This window comes from Streptomyces sp. NPDC003034 (assembly GCF_053591375.1).
In genome coordinates this window covers 266,141-285,242 of sequence record NZ_JBSFTS010000004.1, presented here as the reverse complement: position 1 = coordinate 285,242, position 19,102 = coordinate 266,141, and the positions used below count along the sequence as shown (strand labels likewise).

Below are 19,102 nucleotides of genomic sequence, written 5' to 3'. Positions count from 1 at the left end.
GCAGCGGTGTTCGCCGGTGACGACGAGGTCGGCCGGGATCTCGCCGTGGTGGACTGGGCGGCGACCCCGCTCGGGCCGCCGGGCGGCTGGCCGCAAAGCCTGCAGACGGCGGTGAGCATCCTGCTGTCGTCCCGGTTTCCGATGTGGATGGCGTGGGGCCCGGAGCTGACCTTCTTCTGCAACGCCGCCTACCGCCGGGACACCCTGGGCCGGAAGTACCCCTGGGCACTGGGCCGCCCCGCGAGCGAGGTGTGGGCGGAGATCTGGGACGACATCGGCCCCCGGATCGAGACCGTGCTGTCCACGGGGAAGGCGACCTGGGACGAGGCCCTCCTGCTGTTCCTGGAGCGGTCCGGATACCCGGAGGAGACCTACCACACGTTCTCCTACAGCCCCCTGCGCGATGACTCCGGCCAGGTGGTCGGCATGCTGTGCGTGGTCAGTGAGGACACCGAACGGGTCATCGGCGAGCGGCGGATGGCCACGCTGCGCGACCTCGGCTCTGATCCCAGCGTGGTGCGCACCGAGGAGGAGATGCTCGCCTTCGCCGGCGGGCAGCTCGGCCGCAATCTGCGGGACCTCCCGTTCACGCTGACGTACCTGTTCCAGGAGGACGGCCGCGCGCGGCTGGCGAGCGCGACGGGGATTCCCGCCGGTCATCCGGTCGCTCCGACGACACTGCCGGTCGACGGTCCCGGCGGCGGCCCGTGGCCGGTGGCGAAGCTGGTCCGGGAAGAGTCAGCGGTGGTGGAGCTGGACGGTGCGTCCCTCCCGGGGCTCCCGGCCGGCGACCGGTCGGAGCCGCCCACGCAGGCGCTGGTGGTTCCGCTCCCGCGACAGGGCAGCACGCCCTACGGGTTCCTGGTCGCCGGGCTGAACCGGTACCGGCCGCTGGACGACGGCTACCGCGGCTTCGTCGAGCTGGTCGCCGGGCACGTCGCGGCGGGGATCGCGAGTGCCCGCAGCTACCAGGCCCAGCAGCGCCGGGCGGAGGAGCTTGCCGAGCTGGACCGTGCCAAGACCAGGTTCTTCTCCAACATCAGCCACGAGTTCCGCACCCCCCTCACTCTGATCATGGGTCCGGTGGAGGAGCTGCGCGACCGGCTGGCCGACGCGGACGCGCGTACGAGGCAGGAGCTGGACGCCATCCGCCGCAACGGGCTGCGGCTGAGCAAGCTGGTCAACACGCTGCTGGACTTCTCCCGCATCGAAGCCGGCCGCATGCAGGCCCGTTACGAGCCGGTTGACCTCGGGGCGGTCACCGCCGAACTGGCCAGCGTCTTCCGCTCCGCCGTCGACAAGGCCGGCCTGTCCTTCGACGTCGACTGCCCTCCCTTGGAGGAGCCGGTCCACATCGACCCCGGCATGTGGGAGAAGGTGATGCTGAACCTGCTCAGCAACGCCCTCAAGTTCACCTTCGAGGGCTCCATCCGCGTCTCGGTGCGCGCGGAGGGCGGCCATGCCGTGGTCACCGTCGCGGACACCGGTATCGGCGTGCCCGCCGAGGAGTTGCCCAGGCTGTTCGAGCGGTTCCACCGGATCGACAGTGCCCGCTCCCGCTCCAACGAGGGAAGCGGCATCGGTCTGGCGCTGGTGAAGGAACTGGTCGCCCTGCACGGTGGCACCATCACCGCGGACAGCGTGGAGGGCGAGGGCACCCGCTTCACCCTGTGCCTGCCCTTCGGCGCCGCGCACTTGCCGGGCGAGTCCCTGCCGCCCGCCGCCGCCGGCTCCGCGGTGTCCGCCACCGCCGCCCCCTACCTGCAAGAGGCCTTGCGCTGGCTGCCGGCCGACGACAGCGCCGCGTCCGGCACGGACCTTCCGGTGGCCCCGGACGCCGAGGGGACGGCGCCGGCTCTCCCTGCCGGCCGAGTCGCCCCGGCGCGGGTGCTGGTCGCCGACGACAACGCCGACATGCGCGATTACCTCTCCCGCCTGCTGGCCGACGCCGGCTACCGGGTCGACACGGTCACCGACGGCCAGGCGGCCTTGGAGGCCGCTCGCGCGGCCACCCCGGACCTGCTGGTCAGCGATGTCATGATGCCCCGCCTGGACGGCCTGTCACTCGTGGCGGCGCTGCGCGCCGACTCGCGAACCGCCTCCGTACCCGTGCTGCTGCTGTCCGCCAGGGCAGGGCAGGAGGCCTCCATCGAGGGACTGCGGGTCGGCGCCGACGACTACCTGGTCAAACCGTTCGCCGCGGTCGAACTGCTGGCGCGCGTACGGGCGAGCGTGGAGCTGGCCAGACTCCGCAGCCACCACGCCCGCTGGCGCACCGCACTGGTGGACTCGCTGCAAGAGGCGTTCTTCGTCTGCGACGAGGACGGTGCGGTCATCGAGATCAACGCCGCGTTCACCGACACCCTCGGCTACGGAGCGGACGGCCTGCCCTACACGCCGACGCACCCGTGGTGGCCGGACGCCGCCACGGACCCGGCTGCCCACCAGCAGGTCGCCGAAGCCTTCGCGGGCCTGGTCGGCCAGGGTGAGGGCAACTACACCATCCCCGTCACCCATCGTGACGGGCGCCGGGTGTGGGTCAGCGTCAACTTCAACCACGCCCAGGACCCCGACACCGGGCTCCGTGTGGTCGTCGGTACGTTCCGCGACGTCACCGCCGAGCACTACGCCATCCAGCGCGAAAGCGCCCTCGCCTCCCTGAGCACGCAGCTGTCCCGGGCCACGAGCCTCACCGACGCGCTGACCGGAGCACTGGCCGAACTGAAGGACCTGTGGCGCGCCAGGTGCGTACTGGCCGCCGTGTTCGACCACGGTGACGAACCCGCTCTGGCCGCCGGCGGTACTCCGGTCCGCTGGCAGGAGTTGCCCGCCGGACGCCGGCGCGTCCTCACCGAGCTGCGCCGAGGGCCCCTGCTCACGCCCGTCGCCGACGACACCGGTGCCGGGATCCTGCTGGAGCACCCCGACGGTCCGCTGGCGCTGTGGATCGACCTGGGCGACCACCGGCCTTTCACCGGTGAGGACCAGCTGCTGCTGTCGCTGCTGGCCGGACACCTCGCGCAGGGGCTGGTCCGCGTTCACCAGATCGACCAGCAGCGTGAGACCGCCATCGCTCTGCAGCGGGCCATCCTGGGCCCCTCCAGCCTCCCCGCGGGCTTCGCCGTGCGCTACGAGCCGGCCACCCGGCCCCTGGAGGTCGGCGGTGACTGGTACGACACCGTCTCCCTGCCGGACGGGCGCATCGGCATCGTCGTCGGCGACTGCGTGGGCCACGGACTGAAGGCCGCCGCCGTCATGGGACAGCTGCGCAGCGCCTGCCGGGCCCTGCTGCTGCAGGACACGAGGCCGGCTCGGACCCTGATGGCGCTGGACCACTTCGCGGCGAGCGTCCCCGGCGCGATGTGCACCACCGTTTTTTGCGGCGTCCTCGATCCCGCGACCGGACACCTGACCTACAGCAGCGCCGGACACCCGCCGGGCATCCTGGCCTGCCCCGACGGAACCACCCGTCTCCTTGAGGACGGACGCTCCATCCCCCTGGCCGTCCGTCCCGGCCGCGAACGCCCCGAGGGCGAGTGCGCCATCCCCGCACGCGCCACTCTGCTGCTGTACACCGACGGCCTCGTGGAGGGCCGCCGCCGTCCGCTGAGCGCGGGCATCGAGGAAGCCGGTGCAGCCGTCCACGAAGGCCGCGACGCGACCGTGGACGACCTCGCCACCCGGGTCATGACCCGTATGGCTCCCACGGGCGGCTACGACGACGACGTCGCTCTGATGCTGTACCGGCACCCCGCCCCCCTGGACATGGCCTTTCCCGCCGAGTCCTCCCAGCTCGCGCCCGTCCGCAACGCCCTGCGCGACTGGCTGGAGCGGTGCCAGCTCCCCGCGGACACGCGGCAGAACATTCTGGTCGCCGCCGGGGAAGCGTGTGCCAATGCCATCGAACACGGACACCGCGACAACCCCGGTGAGACCATCCGGCTGCGCGCCGAAGCCTCCGTCAACGACCTGCGCCTCACCGTTGTCGACTCGGGCCGGTGGAAGGTTCCCGAGCCGGAGGCCAACGCGCACCGCGGCCGGGGCACCACCCTGATGCGCGCCCTGATGCAGCAGGTCAGCGTCGTCCAAGGCCCCACGGGCACCACCGTCGACATGCACACGAGGATCCCCTGATGACCAAGCAGCTCACCCTGACCCCGGGCCGTCGCCCGGACGGCACCACCGTCCTGGCGGTCGTCGGTGAGATCGACATGAGCAATATGCACGCCCTGGCCGCAGCCCTCGACAGCACGGCCGACCGCCTCCTCCTCGACCTGACCGCCGTCGAATACCTCGACAGCGCCGGCCTTGCCGTCCTGTTCGCCCACGCCCACCGCATCGAACTGATCGCCACCCCCCTCCTGACCCCCGTACTGACCGTCTCTGGGCTGGCCGAGCTGACCACCGTCCACGGCACGGAACCCGGGACGCCGCCCGCCCCGTAACAACCGCACTGCGGCGGCCCAGCGGACGCGACCAGCGGTGATCGCGCGTCCTTCCGGCACGTCGCCCCGCCAGTGCCCCGGAGAGGCCCCGGGTGTGGGCGGCGGCAGACCGGGAAGGCGGGGGAGCGATGAGTTGGTTTTCCGGGCGCCCGCCTCCTGGCGGGCGCCTTCCGTGGGGGAAGAAGTGAGACGAGGGTTATGCCAGAGCGAGCGAGTGCGCCTGCGATCGCACCGAGCGGGCCTGCACCCGCGCCGGCCGAGGCAGCGCGGATGGCGGCGGTGCGCCGTTACGACATCCTCGATACCCCTCCGGACGGCGCCTACGACAGGGTCGCGGCACTGGCAGCGCGCTTGTTCGACGTGCCGGTGGCGACGGTGACGATCGTGGACGAGGACCGGATCTGGTTCAAGGCCGCTCACGGCCTGGAAGGCGTCAGCGAGATCGGCCGCGACCCGGGCCTGTGCGCCTCGGCGGTGCTCACCGACGACGCCACCGTCATCCCCGACACCCTGCTCGACCCGCTCGCCCGCGCCAACCCGCTGGTCGCCGGGCCCATGGGGGTGCGGTTCTACGCGGCCGCTCCGATCGTCACCGCCGACGGCCACAGACTCGGCACCGTCAACGTCCTCGACACCCGCCCCCGCGAGATCAGCGAGCAGGACACGGCCACGCTCGCCGACCTGGCGGCCGTGGTGCGTGACCAGCTGGAGCTGCGGCTGGCCGCGCTGGACGCCGTGCGCTTCGAGCAGGAACGCCGCAAGGCCGAGGAGGAGAGGCGCCAGGCGGAGGAAGAGGCCCGGCGCCGCGCGGAGCGGGACAAGGCGGCCATCGCGGCTTTCGCCTCCACGCTGCAGCGCACCCTCGTGCCACCGGTGCTGCCCGCCGTTCCCGGCCTGGAGCTGGCCTGTCACTACAAGACGGCCTCCCCGCAGGAAGTGGGCGGCGACTTCTACGACGTCTTCCCCGTCGGCGGCGGCCGGTGGGCGTTCTTCCTGGGCGATGTGTGCGGTAAGGGTGCCGAAGCCGCCTCGGTCACCTCACTGATCCGCTACACGCTGAGAGCCGCGGCCCTGGTCGACGCGGACCCGACGGCCGCCCTGCAGGCGCTGAACACCTCGCTGCTCCTGGACGCGGCGGTCGGTACCCGCTTCTGCACCGCGATCATCGGCCTGCTGGAACCGTCGGCTGACGGAGGGTTCATCGTCACGCTGGCCACCGGCGGCCACCCGCCCGCCTATCACCTCAGCCCGGCCGAGGACGGCGGTGTACGCGTGGCGGCCGCCCGCGCCAAGGGCGGCATGCTGGTCGGCGCGTTCGCCGAAGCCGCCTTCGCCTCACTCGCCCTGCACCTTCAGCCCGGGCAAGGACTGCTGCTCTACACCGACGGGCTGACCGAAGCCCGCACCGCCGACGGGCACATGCTCGCCGACAGCGGTCTGGCGGACTTCCTCGCCCAGCGGCCGGCCCCCGTCAGCGCCGCCGCCCTCGTCGAGGACACCGTCGCACTGCTGGAGACGCTGCCCGACAGCGACCGCGACGACGTGGCGCTGCTGGCTCTGTCCGTCCCCACCGCCGACGCCGCACCCGTGGGCATCACCACCACCGCCCACAGCGCCGCCGCCCCGACCACACCCGCCGACATCTCCCCGGGGCAGGAGAACCGACGCCCATGAGCGACGCCTTCCACATCGACGTCCCCTACGCCGACGGCACCACAGCGGTGCTCGCACTGTCGGGTGAGTTCGACATCGCCACCGCACCCGGCGTACGCGCCCGCGCGCTGGAGCTCATCGCGGACGGCCACCCCGACCTGATCGCCGACCTCTCTCGCGTCACGTTCTGCGACTCCTCGGGCCTGGGCGCGATCGTCGGCATCTGGCGCTGCGCCAAGGAGGCCGACGGCTCGCTGGCCCTGGCCGCCATCCCCGACCGGCTGGGCCGCCTGCTCGCCACCACCGGCATGAGCACCTTCCTGCCCGTCCATCCCACCACCGACGCCGCCATCGCCGCGGGCTTGGACGACCGCACCAGCGCCTGAAAGCACCAGCGCCCGACACACCCGGTGCCGGAATCAGCGGCCGCTCCCCCTGCCGTGGGCCGCACCCGCGGGCGCTGCCGGCCCGGAAAGAGGCCCGGCAGCGCCAGGGGCGTCGGCTTCTCCCGGGAATCCGGGTCAGTGGGACTCGTCGTACGGGTCACGGCTGCCGGACTTGGCCAGCCCGCGGCTGATCATGTAGCCGAACGTCAGGATCACGATGTACAGCCACGCCTTGTCGGCGCGGAAGTAGTCCAAGTGTCCCTCCTCGGTCCCCACGACCATGGAGGCGATCAGGACCGCGGCCACGGAGGCGAGGTAGATGAAGAATTCGGTCGTCTTCAGGGCCGACTTCGTCTCCGTCGACAGACGACGGGGCCGATGCGTGCCGACAGGGTCGGTGCCCCCGTGGGGGGCGGGGTTACCGGCCGGGTTTTGCATGGTCATGGCGATACACCCCTGTCTGCTCCGGGAAGTGAGCGACGCACTCCGCGAGAGCGGGAAGCTGCGTCGAAGATCGACGCTCTCAGCCTCCGGATACCCGCAATCGCCCAAGTAAACGCGGGTTAAGACTGGTGCGTCCAGAAGTTCGCCGTCAGAAGTTCTCCGTCTCGTCCGCCAGGTAGCGCAGCACATCGGTCAGGTCCTGGCGGCGGGCGAAGGCGGCCCGTTGGCGGTGGGCGCCCGAACCGTCCCTGAGGAGGCCTCCCAAGGTCTTGGCCGCGTGGTCGAGGTCGCCGGCCGCCGCGAGGTCCGGGGCGACCAGTTCCAGCAGGGCCTCCGCGAGGTCGGCCGCCGGGAGTTCCGCACCCGTGTACGGGTCGAGGCCGAAGCCCTCCAGGCCGTCATGGGCCGCCCGCCAGCGCGCGAGGCGCAGTACGTCGTCCCGTACGGCCGGCTCGGGAACCTGCTCCGCGATCTCGCGCAGGGCCGTCTTCACCAGGGCGCGGGCCAGTTCCGCCTGGAGGATCGCCGTATCGATGTCGGGGGACATGTCCGGCGCCCGGATTTCGAGCGTCGGCCAGTTCCCGGAAGGGCGCAGGTCCCAATAGACCATCTTGATGTCCAGGGCCGCCCCGGAGCCGAGCAGGGTCTGCACCGAACGCCGGAAGTGCGCCGTGGACGTGTAGTGGGGAGGCAGCCCCGCGGAGGGCCAGCCCGACCAGGCCATCGCCCGCCAGCTGGCGTGGCCGGTGTCGCGGCCGCCCCAGAACGGCGAGTTGGCCGCGAGCGCGATCAGCGTCGGCAGCCACGGCCTGACCCGGTTGGACACCGCGACCGCCGTGTCCACGTCCAGCGTCCCGATGTGGATGTGGCGGCCGCAACTGACGAGGGTGTCGGTGAGCGAACCGTAGCGGCGGTGCTGCTCGCGCTGGCGCGGTTCGTCGTCGGTCAGGTGCAGCGGCCCCTCCACGGCCAGGACCGGCGAGGGCGCGGCGAGGAGCCGGCAGCCGTGCGCGCGGGCCGCCAGGCCGAGGGTGCGCCGCAGGGCGGCGAGCTCCTCGCGCAGTGCCGCCGCCGAATGGGCGATCGGGGTGGAGATCTCCACCTGGTAGCGGGTGCCCTCGGGGTGCAGCTGCTGGGGCAGCCCGGCGGCCGTGGCGAGGACGAGCGGGGCGGCCGGAACCACCCGGAAGGTGCGGGCGTCGACGAGGAGGAACTCTTCCTCGACGCCGACGGTGAGGGGGACGGTGGTGCGCACCGTGTTCGGGGTGGTGCCGGTGCTCGTGGTGCTGTTGCCAGGTTCGATCACTGCGCCTCCCTGGACATACGAGTCTTTTCATCATGAGCGGAGCACGCGGCGCGCAGCGCACGTCGATTCAGTCAAATGTCGGGTGATAGTGGCGAGTTACCGGCAAGACGCGGCCCGGTCTGGGGGCGGCGGTCCGGGTGGGGCGCCTGTGGCCGGTGGGCGAGGACGTGAGACCGCCCCCGGGGGCCCGAGCGGGGACGCAGGGCGGGCCCCGGGTGCCTTGACCGCCGCCGGTTATCATCCGATGTGACCCGATCGAACGCGCTCGCCCGCCCCCGACGGCGCGTATTCGCCGACCTCACCCCGCTGCGTACCTCCCCGGACTACCGGCGGCTGTGGATCGGCGGGACGGTCTCGTGGATCGGTCAGGCGATGACCATCCTCGCCATCTCGCTCCAGGTCTACGAGATCACCGGATCCAGCTTCTCGGTCGGACTCGTCGGACTCTTCTCCCTCGTCCCGCTCGTCGCCTTCGGGCTCTACGGCGGCGCCATCGCCGACACCGTGGACCGGCGCACCCTCGGTCTGGCCAGCTCCGCCGGCCTCACCGCGCTGTCCGTCCTGCTGGCTTGTGCCGCCCTGCTCGGCTACCACCGCGTCTGGCTGCTGTACGCGGTCGTCGCACTCCAGGCGGTCTGCGGGGCGCTCAGCGGGCCGGCCAGGTCGGCGATGATCCCGCGGCTGCTGCCGGCCGAGCAGCTGCCCGCCGCCAACGCGCTGAACTCCGTGACCATGACCTCCGGGATGACCGTCGGCCCGATGCTGGGCGGCGTGATCGTCGGCTGGTGGGGATACCAGGCGGCCTACCTGATCGACGCGGTCACCTTCTGCGCAGCCCTGTACGCGATGTGGCGGCTGCCGTCGATGAAACCCGACCGGGCCCGGGGCGCGCGGGGCAGGGCCTCGGTCGTGGACGGCCTGCGTTTCCTGGGGACGCGGCCCAACATCCGGATGACCTTCTTCACCGACCTGGCCGCCATGGTGCTGGCGCACCCGAGGGCGCTGTTCCCCGCCATCGCCGTGCTCTGGTACGGCGGCGACGCCAGGACGGTCGGCCTGCTCGCCGCCGCGCCCGCCGTCGGGGCACTGATGGGCGGGCTGTTCTCGGGCTGGCAGGGCCGCATCCGCCGGCACGGGCTGGCGATCCTGCTCGCCGTCGGCGCGTGGGGGCTGGCCGTCGCCGTCTTCGGGCTCACCCGGAACCTGTGGCTCGGGCTGTTCTTCCTCGCCCTGGCCGGCTGCGCCGACACGGTCTCGATGGTGTTCCGCACCACCATGCTCCAGGCGGCCACGCCGGACGAGATGCGCGGCCGTCTGCAGGGCGTCTTCATCGTGGTCGTCGCGGGCGGCCCCCGGCTCGGGGACTTCCTCGCCGGAACCGCCGCCGACCTGACCTCCCCGGCCGTGGCGATCACGGGCGGCGGCCTCGGGTGCGTGCTGGTGACGGGCCTCCTCGCGCTGCGCTGGCGCGGCTTCCTGCGCTGCGACGCGCGCTCGCCGCAGGCCTAGCCGGGCGACCCCGGGGGCGGGGGTCGCCGCACGGCTGCGCGAGCTGCTCGACGCGCGGGTGGTCGAGGGGATCACCCTGGAGGAGGCGTCGGCGGAACTGGGCGATGTCCATCCCACCCAGTTGATCCGCAGCTTCCGCGGGGCGTACGGGCTGCCGCCGCACGCGCACCTCACCGGCCGGCGGGTGGCGCTGGCGCGGCGGCTGCTGCTGGCGGGCATGCGGCCGGCCGAGGCGGCCACGGCGGCCGGGTTCTACGAGCAGGCACACCTGACGCGGCACTTCGGCCGGCACGTCGGGGTCGGCCCGGCCCGGTTCGCGCGGTCCGGAGGGATCGGGTGCCCCCGCGGGCACGGGTGAGCGCTGTGGCTCAAGCGCCCGCCGGGCCGTCCGACGGGGCGTCTGAGGACGCGGGGCGGGAGATGCCGCGGGCCACGCCCAGGGCCACCAGGTCCTGCGGGCGGATGCGGAGCTGGTCGGCCGTGGCGGGGGCTTCGGCCGGGGGGCGCTTGAGGATGGCCGCCGCCAGCTCGGGGGCGATGACCGAGAAGTAGCTGTCCGGGGTGACCCAGGTGTTCCCCGGGGCCGCCAGCGCCAGCGCGCCGCCCGAGCCGCCTTCGCCGATCAGCAGGGTGGTGACGGGGATGGCGGCCCCGGCCAGCGCCGCGAAGGTGTCGGCGATGGCCGCGCCGGCCCCCGCGTGTTCGGCGGCGGCGTCGTTGGCGGCGCCCGGGGTGTCCACCAGGGTCAGTACGGGAATCCCGAGCCGGTCCGCGAGACGGATGACGCGGGCGGCCGTACGGTATCCCGCCGGGCGGGTGGCGGTGCCGCACTGCGCGGCGTAGGCCACGGCCCGGCCCTCCCGCAGCCCGAATCCGCACAGCATCCCGGGGTCCGTGCCGCCCGCCCGGTCCCCGGAGAGGGGCAGGCGGAGGCTGAAGTACGCGTCCAGGTAGGCCTCGGCGCGCGGGCGGCCGGGGTCGCGGGCCTGCCGTACGGCGTCCCAGCCGGTCTCCGGCGGCGCGGCCCCCCGTACGCCGCCTAGCGCGGCCGGGGGGTCCACGGGCCCGGCCGGCCGGGGCGCGGCGAGGACGCGGAGCCAGCCGGTGACGGTGGCGGCGAGTTCCGCCGGGGGGACGACGGCGTCCACGTGGCCGGAGGCGTACTGCCCCTCCGCGCAGTAGGCCGCCGGGTCCGCGTCGGCGGGCCGTACCCGGGAGCCGGCGAAGCCGACCTGGGCTCCGGCGAGCGCGAGGACCACATCCGCCCCGGCGCCGAGGGTGGCCCAGCCGCCACCGGTGGTGGGGTCGCGCAGGACGGCGATCTGCGGGAGCCCGGCGGCGCGGGTCAGGACGCACTGCCGGGCGACGCGCTGGAGCTGGGTCAGGGCGAGCATCCCCTCCTGCATGCGGGAGCCGCCGGTGGCGATGAGGGAGACGAGAGGGAGGTGGTGCTCGCGGGCGTGGGTGTAGGCGGCTTCGAGCCGGTCTCCGGTGCGCTGGCCCAGCGAACCGCCGAGGAAGCCGAACTCGAAGGAGATGACGGCGGCTTCGTGCCCGCCGATCCGGGCCGTGCCGGTGACGACGGACTCCTGCTCGCCGGTCCGCGCGGCGGCGCGGGCGCGGGAGGCGTCGTAGCCGGTCCAGGCCAGGGGGCCGTCCGGGGGCGATTCCCCGTCCGGCACAAGGAGTTCGGAGAAACTGCCGGGGTCGGCCACGGAGGCGATGGCCGCGCGGGCCGAGAGGCGGGTCGTCGTCACGGGCTCACACTAAGCATGGCGCTGAGGCCACCGCAGCCCCGCCCGCCCAACGCCGACCCCTGGCGGGGGCACCGGCAGGGGTTCCGCCGAAGGCGTGTTGGGGTTGCCGAACTGAGCCGAGCCGAACTGAGCCGAGCCGAGCCGAACTGCACGGAGCCGAACTGAGCCGAGCCGAACCGAACCGGGGCTGGGCCGAACCGGGGCTGGGCCGGCCCCCGCCCCCCCGGTCCGGGCTCCCGCACCTGGGCCTGGACCTGGACCTGCGGCGGGGTTACCCCGCATGCGAGCCGCACGCCGCGGGATGTTTCAGAGCGCCGATTCCCACGTCGACGTCGTGCCGCGCGTGCCCGACTCCGTGCGGCCGTCGTCCGTCACCGTCAGGCGGACGCGGGACGGCGCGGCCTCCACCTCCACCTCGATGCTGCTGACCTCGGCCCGCCGGTGCGCCGCGGCGAGGGCGCCGCGCAGGGCCGTGAGGAGGTCGCCCGCCACCTGGGGCGGGACCAGCGCGTCCACCGCGCCCGTGAAGTGCACCGACGGCGGGAAGCCCAGCAGCACCGCCGCGCCGCCCGTCTCGCGCAGCACCCGGCCTCGGAAGGTCGTCGGGGCGTCGGCCGGCGGCTGCTGGAGGGCGAAGATGGCCGTGCGGACCTCCTGGATGGTGGAGTCCAGCTCGTCCACGGCTCGGCTGAGTTCCTCGCCGACCGTGTCTCCGGAGGGCGCGTTCGAGGAGCGGCGCAGGGTGCTCTCCAGCATCATCTCGGTCGCGAACAGCCGCTGGACCACGAGGTCGTGCAGGTCGCGCGCGATCCGGTCGCGGTCCTCGTACACGGCCAGCTGCTCCCGGTCGTGCTGCGCGTCCGCCAGCACGAGGGCCAGCGCGGCCTGGGAGGCGAACTGCGAGGCGAGCAGCCGGTCCACCGCGTCGTACGGGGGAGCGCCCCGGGCGCGCGGCAGGGCCAGGGTGCCGATCAGCTGGCCCCCGCTCTGGAGCGGGAGCATCATGCTGGGACCGAAGCGTTCGCGGACGGGGGTGGTCATCCGCGGGTCCGTCGCCGAGTCCTCGATGAAGACCGGTTCGCCGCCGAGGAGTTGCTCCAGTACGGCCGAACCGGGTGCGATGGCGGTGCCGACGAGGTCACCCGGGTCGCCGTGCGTGGAGGCGGCGACGATCTCCATGCCCCCCTCGGCGGTCGGCTGGAGCACCACCCCGGCCGAGGCGTCCGCGAGGAGCCGGGCCCGGTCGGCCACGCACATCAGCGCGTCCGCCGCCGGGCGGCCTGCCAGCAGGGCCGTGGTCACGGCGGCGGCGCCGTCGATCCACCGCTCCCGGCGGCGCACGGTCTCGTACAGCCGGGCGCTGCCGATCGCCATGCCCGCCTGCGCGGCCAGGACGCGCAGCAGCGCGTGGTCCTCGTCGGTGAAGGGACCGCCGCCCCGCTTCTCGGTGAGGCAGAGATGGCCCAAGACCTCGGTGTGCACGCGGATCGGCACGTCGAGGAAGGCGCGCAGGGGCGGTTTGCCCGGAGGAAGGCCCGCCGGCCGGGGATCCTTGGCGAGGCCGTCCAGCAGCAGCGGGCGCGGGTCGCCGATGAGGGCCCTGAGCAGGGCGGGGCCGGAGGGTCCGTCCGGCAGGCGCGGGACCGCCCCCCGTTGCGTCTCGCTCAGGCCCGTCGTGAACAGTTCGGTCAGCCGGATCCGCTCGGGATCGACGACCCCGAGCGCCCCGTAGCGCGCCGCGCACAGCTCGGTCGCCGAGTCCACGAGGTGCTGGAGGATGGCGTGCAGTTCGAGCTCGGAGCCGACGCTGAGCACCGCCTCCAGCAGCGCCGGGAGGCCTGACCGCTCGCGTACGGGATCCCGCGGCGGTCCCGCCTCGTGCTCCTGTCCGGCCTCGCGCTCCCGCCCGGTATCCGGTGCGGGCTCCGGCGTGCCGGTGTGCGTCATTCGGCCAGCGGGTTGAGAACCATCGGGGCGATCTTCCCTTCGAGCATCGCGCCGAGACCGAGCACGGCGCACACGTCCGGCCGTTCCGCGATGGCGACGGGCATGCCGGTGGCGTCACGCAGCATCTGGTCCAGGCCCGGCAGTAGGGCGCTGCCGCCCACCATCATGATTCCCTTGTCCGTCAGGTCCGCGACCAGGTCCGGCGGGCAGTCCCGCAGCACCTTGCCGATGCCGTCGAGGACGGCCGTCAGCGGGGTGTGGATGGCGTCCCGTACGGCCGCGGTGTCCACGTGGACGGAGCGGGCCAGTCCGGTGGCCACGTCACGGCCGTGGATCAGGGTGGAGGCCGGGCCCTCGGCGGTGATGCCGTTGCCGTGCAGGGCCACCTGGAGCGGCCGGACGGCCTGGCTGGGCAGCATCAGCTCGTGGGCGTGCCGCAGGTGCTGGACGACCGCGTGGTCGATGGCCTCGCCGCCGACGGGGATGCGTACGGCGGTGACGATGGAGCCGAGGGAGAGGACGGCCACCTGGGTCGCCGCGGCCCCGCACACCATGATCATTGTCGCGGTCGGCTGCTCCACCGGCAGTCCGCAGCCGACGGCCGCCGCGATCAGGGTGTCGACCAGTTCGACCCGGCGGGCGCCGAGCCCGACGAGGGTCTCCACGGTCGCCCGCTGGGCCAGCGGGTCCGCGTCGTGCGGGGTGCAGGCGGCCGCCCGCAGCCGGGGCTTGCGGCGCAGGGCCCGCCGCAGCTTCTCCCCGAGGAGGTGGCGCAGCATCCGCTGGGCCATCTCGATGTCGACCACGGTGCCGCCGGAGACGGGGCGTACCACGCGGATGTAGTCGGGCGTGCGGCCGGTCATCCGTTCGGCGAAGGTGCCTACGGCGATGAGTGCACCGGTCCGCGTGTTCACCGCGGCCACGCTGGGTTCGTCGACGACGAGGCCGGCGCCCTTGACGTAGACACGGGTCCTGGCCGCGCCCAGGTCGACGGCCACGTGGCAGCGGCACAACTGCTCAAGACTGACGGTCACGGCAGATCCTCCCGGGGGCGCTGACGCAAGAGGACCGGCGGAATGCCGGTCGCTTTGTCTTATCTTCTGCGGCATATGGGGCGGACCGCCCGTTGTGATGCTCCGGCTGGGGGTGCCCGGCGGCTGCATGGGGGTGGATTTCTGTACCGACAGGCAGCACGATGCCCGCACCGCACGCGCTACTGGCGCGTAACCAGGTAAGGGAGACCCGATGCTGACGGCACGCCAGAGACTGGCGGCGTTTCTGACGCTCTGCCTGGCGTTGTGGGCGCCCTTCCCGGCCCATGCCGCCGACCGGGTGACGGATGCGGGCTCTGACCAGGCGTCACCGCGCAATCCGGTGGTCCTCGTGCACGGCTACAACGCCGCCCCGGGCGTCTGGGGGGCCCTGCGCGAGGACCTGCTCACCGCCGGGTACGCGGACTCGGAGCTCTTCTCGTGGGCTTACGACAGCCACCAGTCGGTCAACGAGGTGCTGGCCGGGCGGCTCGGTGCGTACGTCGAGGAGGTGCGGTCGCGGACCGGCGCGGCGAAGGTCGACATCGTCACCCACTCCTTCGGCTCGCTCGTCAGCCGCTGGTACGTGAAATACGGCGGCGGCGCGGCGGCCGTGGACCACTGGGTCTCGCTCGCCGGGCCCAACCGGGGCACCTCCACCGCCTGGGCCTGCGCCCTGTGGGACCAGGCCTGCCGGGACATGACCCCCGGTTCGTACGTGGTGCGGAACCTGAACAGCGGGGACGAGACCCCGGGCGCGGTCAAGTACGCGACCTTCTGGTCGGACTGCGACGAGGTCGTCAACCCGGACGACAGCGTCCCGCTGACCGGTGCGGCCAACACGCCGGCCGGCTGCCTGAAACACAACGACCTGCTGTTCGACGACGGAGCCTCGGCCGCCGTACGGGCCTTCCTCGCGGCTTAGGGGGTGCTCCGGGGTCCCGCCCGCCCGGGGGCTTCCTCGGCCGAGACCCGCTGGAGCAGCCCGTACGTGAACTCCGCCACCCATGCCCGCCCCCGCACGTCGAAGGCGAGGCGCCAGCGGGTCGGCGCGGTCCCCTCCATCGGCCGGACCGGGGCGAAGGCCCGCGCCACCTCGTCCACCGTGGCCGACCAGGGCCGCAGATCCTCCGGCGACTCCAGTACGGGCCCCCGCGCGCCCGGGGCCCGTACCAGCCACTCGTTCCACACCGCGCCGTCCGGCGCGGCCAGCACCTCGAAGCGCAGGTCGGGCCAGAGCGGCACCGGCCACCGCAGCGCTTCGCACTCCAGGTCGCCGATCCGGCGGCGCTCGGCCGACTCCGGCGGGCCGAGCACCGAGCGGTAGCGGGCCAGGGCGCCGCGGGACCTGGGGGAGCGGACCATGGCCTGCCAGCGCTTGTTGGCCTCCCGCTGCTCCGCGAGCGAGGCGCCCAGCCGCCGGCGGGCCTCCTCGGCCAGGTCCGGCTGGAAATCAGCCATCCGGCGCAGCAGGACCAGCTGGAAGGCGCCCGGCCCGAAGGATCCCGGGTGCGGGGCCCGGGTCCGGGTCGGGTGCGGGGCGGGCGTCCGGGTCGGGTGCGGGGCCGGGGTCCGCGTCGGGTCCGGGGTCAGGTCCGGGGTCGCTGTCATGCGGGCCACGATTCCACACAGGATCCTTACCTTCCCGGGATACGGATGTTGCCGGGGAGCGCATAGCCTGCGGGCGCCATGAATTACTGCCAAGCCTGCCGGAGGCACCTCAACGGCGCACTGGCGTGCGCCGGGTGCGGAACACCGGCCCAGTACCTGATACCCGCCGGCCCCGCCGCCGGGCCCGGCGGGCCGCCCGGCTCCGCACCGCAGCAGGCACCCCAACCCGCCGCGCTGACCGAGGTGTTCGCCGACTCGCTCGTCGTGCTGTCCGCGCCCGACGAGGGCGGCAGGGCCGCGTCGCGCCGCCGCCGCCGCGGCACGCACCGCGGGCCGCGCCGGACGCTGCTCACCATCGGGCTCGGGCTGGTTCTCGCGGCCGGCGGGTCGCTGGCCATGGCCCGCCTCGTGACCGACGGGGAGCGCACCGACCGGGCCTCCACCGTCGTGCTGACGGACGAGGCCGAGCCGGACCGGGCCGCTGCGGCCCCGGATGCGCCCAAGACGGGCGGCGCGCCTTCCGGGAAGGCCTCCGGGAAGGGGCCCGCGACCGCGAAGGCCACCGGTGGCGCCACGAAGCCGGCCGGGCCCGCGGCGTCCGCCGGCGCGGCGACGGAGCCGGGGCCGAGCGCATCCGCCTCCGCCTCCGCGACGGCGGGGCCGACGCCCGGTCCCTCCGACACGCAGGGCCCCGTAAAACCGACGGCATCGGCGACTCGGCCCGCGCCGAGCGGCTCCGGCACCGCGAAGCCGTCCACCAGTCCCGCGCCCCCTCCGTCGCCTTCGCCGTCGCCGACCCCGAAGAAGCCGTCCTGCTGGTGGATCTTCTGCTGAGGGCGGGGCGGCTCAGCCCAGCATCCGCTTGAGCAGATCGCGCAGTACCGCCCGCTCCGCCGTGCTCAGTCCGGCCAGCGGCTCACGCGCGAAGTCCAGCGACTCCCGCAGCCGGTCCACGGTCTGCAGGCCCTCCTCGGTGGGGGCGGCCAGCTTGACCCGCCGGTCCGTGGGGTCCGGGCGGCGCTCGACCAGGCCGCGCGTCTCCAGCCGGTCGATGATCCCGGTGATGTTCGAGGGCTCGCACTTGAGCTTCTGCGCGATGCGGCGCATCGGCAGCGGCTCCAGCGAGAGCAGTCCGAGGATGCGTGCCTGGGCGCCGGTGAGCTGGTGGCGGGCGGCGGCGTGCTCGTACTCCTCGTGGTAGCGGGCCACGACATCGCCGATGAGCTCGACGACCTCAACGGTCAGGGGGTCTGCGCGACGACTGGGCATGGATCCAGACTACCCATTTACTTGACAACATGAAATATGCAGGAGCATGGTTGTTTCAGGTGGTGAAGCAATGTGCGTGCAGCAATGCGCGCGGAGCGATCTTCGCGAGTCCTCGTGAAGCGCCGCCCGTGCATCACTGCCCGTGAAGCACTGTCCGTAAAGCCTGTCCCGTCATCAGGAGCGCCGCATGTCTGAGATCCCCGCCGTCAGCCGCGAGTGGCACCTCGTACGCCGCCCGCAGGGCTGGCCCGTCGCCGAGGACTTCGCCCTGCGCGAGGTGCCCGTGACCGAGCCCGCGCCCGGCCGGATCCTGGTCCGCAATCTCCACATGTCCGTGGACCCGTACATGCGCGGCCGGATGAATGACGTGAAGTCGTACGTCCCGCCCTTCCAGCTGGACAAGCCGATGGACGGCGGCGCGGTCGGTGAGGTCGTCGCCTCCGCCGCCGAGGGCATAGCGGTCGGCGACCACGTGCTGCACGGCGCGGGCTGGCGCGAGTACGCGGACGTGGACGCGCGGCACGCCACCAAGGTGGACGGCTCGATCGCCCCGCTCTCGGCCTACCTCGGGGTCCTCGGCATGCCCGGCATGACCGCCTACGCCGGGCTCTTCGAGACCGCCTCCTTCAAGGAGGGCGACAGCGTCTTCGTCTCGGGCGCGGCGGGTGCGGTCGGCAGCCTCGTCGGACAGTTCGCGAAGCTCAAGGGCGCGTCGCGGGTGATCGGCTCCGCCGGCTCGGACGAGAAGGTGACGCTGGTCACGGAGAAGTACGGTTTCGACTCCGCCTTCAACTACAAGAACGGCCCCGTCGGCGAACAGCTGAAGGAAGCCGCGCCCGAGGGCATAGACGTCTACTTCGACAATGTCGGCGGAGACCACCTGGAGGCCGCCATATCCTCCCTGAAGGTGCACGGCCGGGCCACCCTGTGCGGCGCGATCGCCCAGTACAACGCCACTGAGCCCACCCCCGGCCCGCGCAACCTGGTGCAGGTCATCGGCAAGCGGCTGCGCCTCCAGGGCGTGCTCGTCAGCGACCACGCGGACCTCCAGCCGCGGTTCGTCCAGGAGGTGGCCGGCTGGCTGCGCTCCGGCGAGCTGCGGTACGACGAGACGGTGGTCGAGGGCGTCGAGAACGCGACCTCCGCCTTCCTGGGCATGCTGCGCGGGGAGAACACCGGAAAGATGATCGTTTCCTTCACCGGTTAGGCTCACTGCACACCGCCGTGGTCGTGGGCGCGAGCCGCGGCGATTCACCAGGAGGATCTTCTTATATGTCCATCCAGCAGTCCGATGTCGTCTACACCGCTGTCGCCACCGCCGAGAACGGCCGTGACGGTCGCGTCTCGACCCACGACGGTCAGCTCGACGTCGTCGTGAACCCGCCGAAGGAGATGGGCGGCAGCGGCGCCGGCACCAACCCGGAGCAGCTCTTCGCCGCCGGCTACAGCGCCTGCTTCCAGGGTGCGCTCGGCGTCGTCGCCCGCAACGAGAAGGCCGACATCACCGGCGCCACCGTCACCGCCGAGGTGGGCATCGGCAAGAACGACGAGGGTTTCGGCCTCATCGTCAAGATCTCTGCCTCGATCCCGACCGTGGACGCCGCCACCGCCAAGGACCTTCTGGAGAAGGCCCACCAGGTCTGCCCGTACTCCAAGGCCACCGCCGGCAACATCACCGTCGAGCTCGCCGTCTGATCCAGCGGATCCCGCTGATCCGGCTGCACGCCGCCGAAGGCCGCACCCC

Annotated in this window: 17 protein-coding genes; 10 read left to right on the top strand and 7 right to left on the bottom strand. The window is 73.1% G+C overall.

The genetic code is table 11. The features are described from left to right. Positions 1-6 precede the first annotated feature (6 nt). From ACWDX7_RS07720 to ACWDX7_RS07705, 4 genes are all read left to right on the top strand, one after another. The gene (locus ACWDX7_RS07720; RefSeq protein WP_451489196.1) at positions 7-4,134 is read left to right on the top strand and encodes a SpoIIE family protein phosphatase; all 4,128 of its coding nucleotides are present in this window, start codon (positions 7-9) and stop codon (positions 4,132-4,134) included. Then, complete coding sequence (locus tag ACWDX7_RS07715; RefSeq protein WP_451489195.1) at positions 4,134-4,445, top strand: STAS domain-containing protein; 312 nt, start codon at positions 4,134-4,136, stop codon at positions 4,443-4,445. The genes ACWDX7_RS07720 and ACWDX7_RS07715 overlap by 1 nt, the downstream gene beginning before the upstream one ends. Before the next feature lie 270 nt (positions 4,446-4,715). Next, on the top strand, positions 4,716-6,119 hold the full coding sequence (locus tag ACWDX7_RS07710; RefSeq protein WP_451489194.1) for a PP2C family protein-serine/threonine phosphatase: 1,404 nt from the start codon (positions 4,716-4,718) through the stop codon (positions 6,117-6,119). Further along, complete coding sequence (locus tag ACWDX7_RS07705) at positions 6,116-6,484, top strand: STAS domain-containing protein (protein WP_451489193.1); 369 nt, start codon at positions 6,116-6,118, stop codon at positions 6,482-6,484. The genes ACWDX7_RS07710 and ACWDX7_RS07705 overlap by 4 nt, the downstream gene beginning before the upstream one ends. A gap of 135 nt (positions 6,485-6,619) precedes the next feature. Here ACWDX7_RS07705 and ACWDX7_RS07700 read toward each other — a convergent pair whose 3' ends face one another. Together ACWDX7_RS07700 and ACWDX7_RS07695 are read right to left on the bottom strand one after the other, a co-directional pair. After that, positions 6,620-6,928, bottom strand: coding sequence for a hypothetical protein (locus tag ACWDX7_RS07700; protein WP_451489192.1), 309 nt, complete (start codon positions 6,926-6,928; stop codon positions 6,620-6,622). A gap of 148 nt (positions 6,929-7,076) precedes the next feature. Then, the gene (locus ACWDX7_RS07695) at positions 7,077-8,234 is read right to left on the bottom strand and encodes a carboxylate-amine ligase (protein ID WP_451489191.1); all 1,158 of its coding nucleotides are present in this window, start codon (positions 8,232-8,234) and stop codon (positions 7,077-7,079) included. 246 nt (positions 8,235-8,480) lie between these two features. On the opposite strand from ACWDX7_RS07695, the gene ACWDX7_RS07690 reads away from it, so the two are divergent. Together ACWDX7_RS07690 and ACWDX7_RS07685 are read left to right on the top strand one after the other, a co-directional pair. Further along, positions 8,481-9,743 (top strand): MFS transporter, encoded by a 1,263-nt coding sequence (locus ACWDX7_RS07690; protein ID WP_451489190.1) that lies wholly within the window; start codon positions 8,481-8,483, stop codon positions 9,741-9,743. A gap of 58 nt (positions 9,744-9,801) precedes the next feature. Continuing rightward, a complete protein-coding gene (locus ACWDX7_RS07685) occupies positions 9,802-10,101 on the top strand; it encodes a helix-turn-helix domain-containing protein (RefSeq protein ID WP_451489189.1) in 300 nt (99 codons plus the stop codon). 10 nt (positions 10,102-10,111) lie between these two features. On the opposite strand, the gene ACWDX7_RS07680 is transcribed toward ACWDX7_RS07685, so the two are convergent. The 3 genes from ACWDX7_RS07680 to ACWDX7_RS07670 form a co-directional block, all read right to left on the bottom strand. Continuing rightward, on the bottom strand, positions 10,112-11,500 hold the full coding sequence (locus ACWDX7_RS07680) for a carboxyl transferase domain-containing protein (RefSeq protein WP_451489188.1): 1,389 nt from the start codon (positions 11,498-11,500) through the stop codon (positions 10,112-10,114). 306 nt (positions 11,501-11,806) lie between these two features. Continuing rightward, on the bottom strand, positions 11,807-13,447 hold the full coding sequence (locus ACWDX7_RS07675) for a GAF domain-containing protein (RefSeq protein ID WP_451489187.1): 1,641 nt from the start codon (positions 13,445-13,447) through the stop codon (positions 11,807-11,809). Next, entirely contained in the window at positions 13,444-14,481 is a 1,038-nt protein-coding gene (locus ACWDX7_RS07670) for a rod shape-determining protein (RefSeq protein ID WP_355406426.1), read from the bottom strand. The genes ACWDX7_RS07675 and ACWDX7_RS07670 overlap by 4 nt, the downstream gene beginning before the upstream one ends. A 211-nt stretch (positions 14,482-14,692) precedes the next feature. Here ACWDX7_RS07670 and ACWDX7_RS07665 point away from each other — a divergent pair, with 211 nt between their 5' ends. Next, complete coding sequence (locus tag ACWDX7_RS07665) at positions 14,693-15,403, top strand: esterase/lipase family protein (RefSeq protein WP_451489186.1); 711 nt, start codon at positions 14,693-14,695, stop codon at positions 15,401-15,403. Here the strand turns inward: ACWDX7_RS07665 and ACWDX7_RS07660 are convergent. After that, positions 15,400-15,939, bottom strand: coding sequence for a hypothetical protein (locus ACWDX7_RS07660; protein WP_451489343.1), 540 nt, complete (start codon positions 15,937-15,939; stop codon positions 15,400-15,402). The two genes, ACWDX7_RS07665 and ACWDX7_RS07660, sit on opposite strands and share 4 nt — an antisense overlap. A 228-nt stretch (positions 15,940-16,167) precedes the next feature. Between ACWDX7_RS07660 and ACWDX7_RS07655 the strand changes: the two genes are divergently transcribed. Next, on the top strand, positions 16,168-16,923 hold the full coding sequence (locus ACWDX7_RS07655; RefSeq protein WP_451489185.1) for an SCO2400 family protein: 756 nt from the start codon (positions 16,168-16,170) through the stop codon (positions 16,921-16,923). A gap of 12 nt (positions 16,924-16,935) precedes the next feature. On the opposite strand, the gene ACWDX7_RS07650 is transcribed toward ACWDX7_RS07655, so the two are convergent. Further along, entirely contained in the window at positions 16,936-17,358 is a 423-nt protein-coding gene (locus tag ACWDX7_RS07650) for a MarR family winged helix-turn-helix transcriptional regulator (RefSeq protein ID WP_451489184.1), read from the bottom strand. Between the two features lie 187 nt (positions 17,359-17,545). On the opposite strand from ACWDX7_RS07650, the gene ACWDX7_RS07645 reads away from it, so the two are divergent. Both ACWDX7_RS07645 and ACWDX7_RS07640 read left to right on the top strand, forming a co-directional pair. Further along, on the top strand, positions 17,546-18,565 hold the full coding sequence (locus ACWDX7_RS07645) for an NADP-dependent oxidoreductase (RefSeq protein WP_451489183.1): 1,020 nt from the start codon (positions 17,546-17,548) through the stop codon (positions 18,563-18,565). Positions 18,566-18,630: 65 nt separating this feature from the next. Further along, positions 18,631-19,053, top strand: a complete 423-nt coding sequence (locus tag ACWDX7_RS07640; protein WP_451489182.1) for an organic hydroperoxide resistance protein — start codon at positions 18,631-18,633, stop codon at positions 19,051-19,053. Positions 19,054-19,102: the final 49 nt, after the last annotated feature.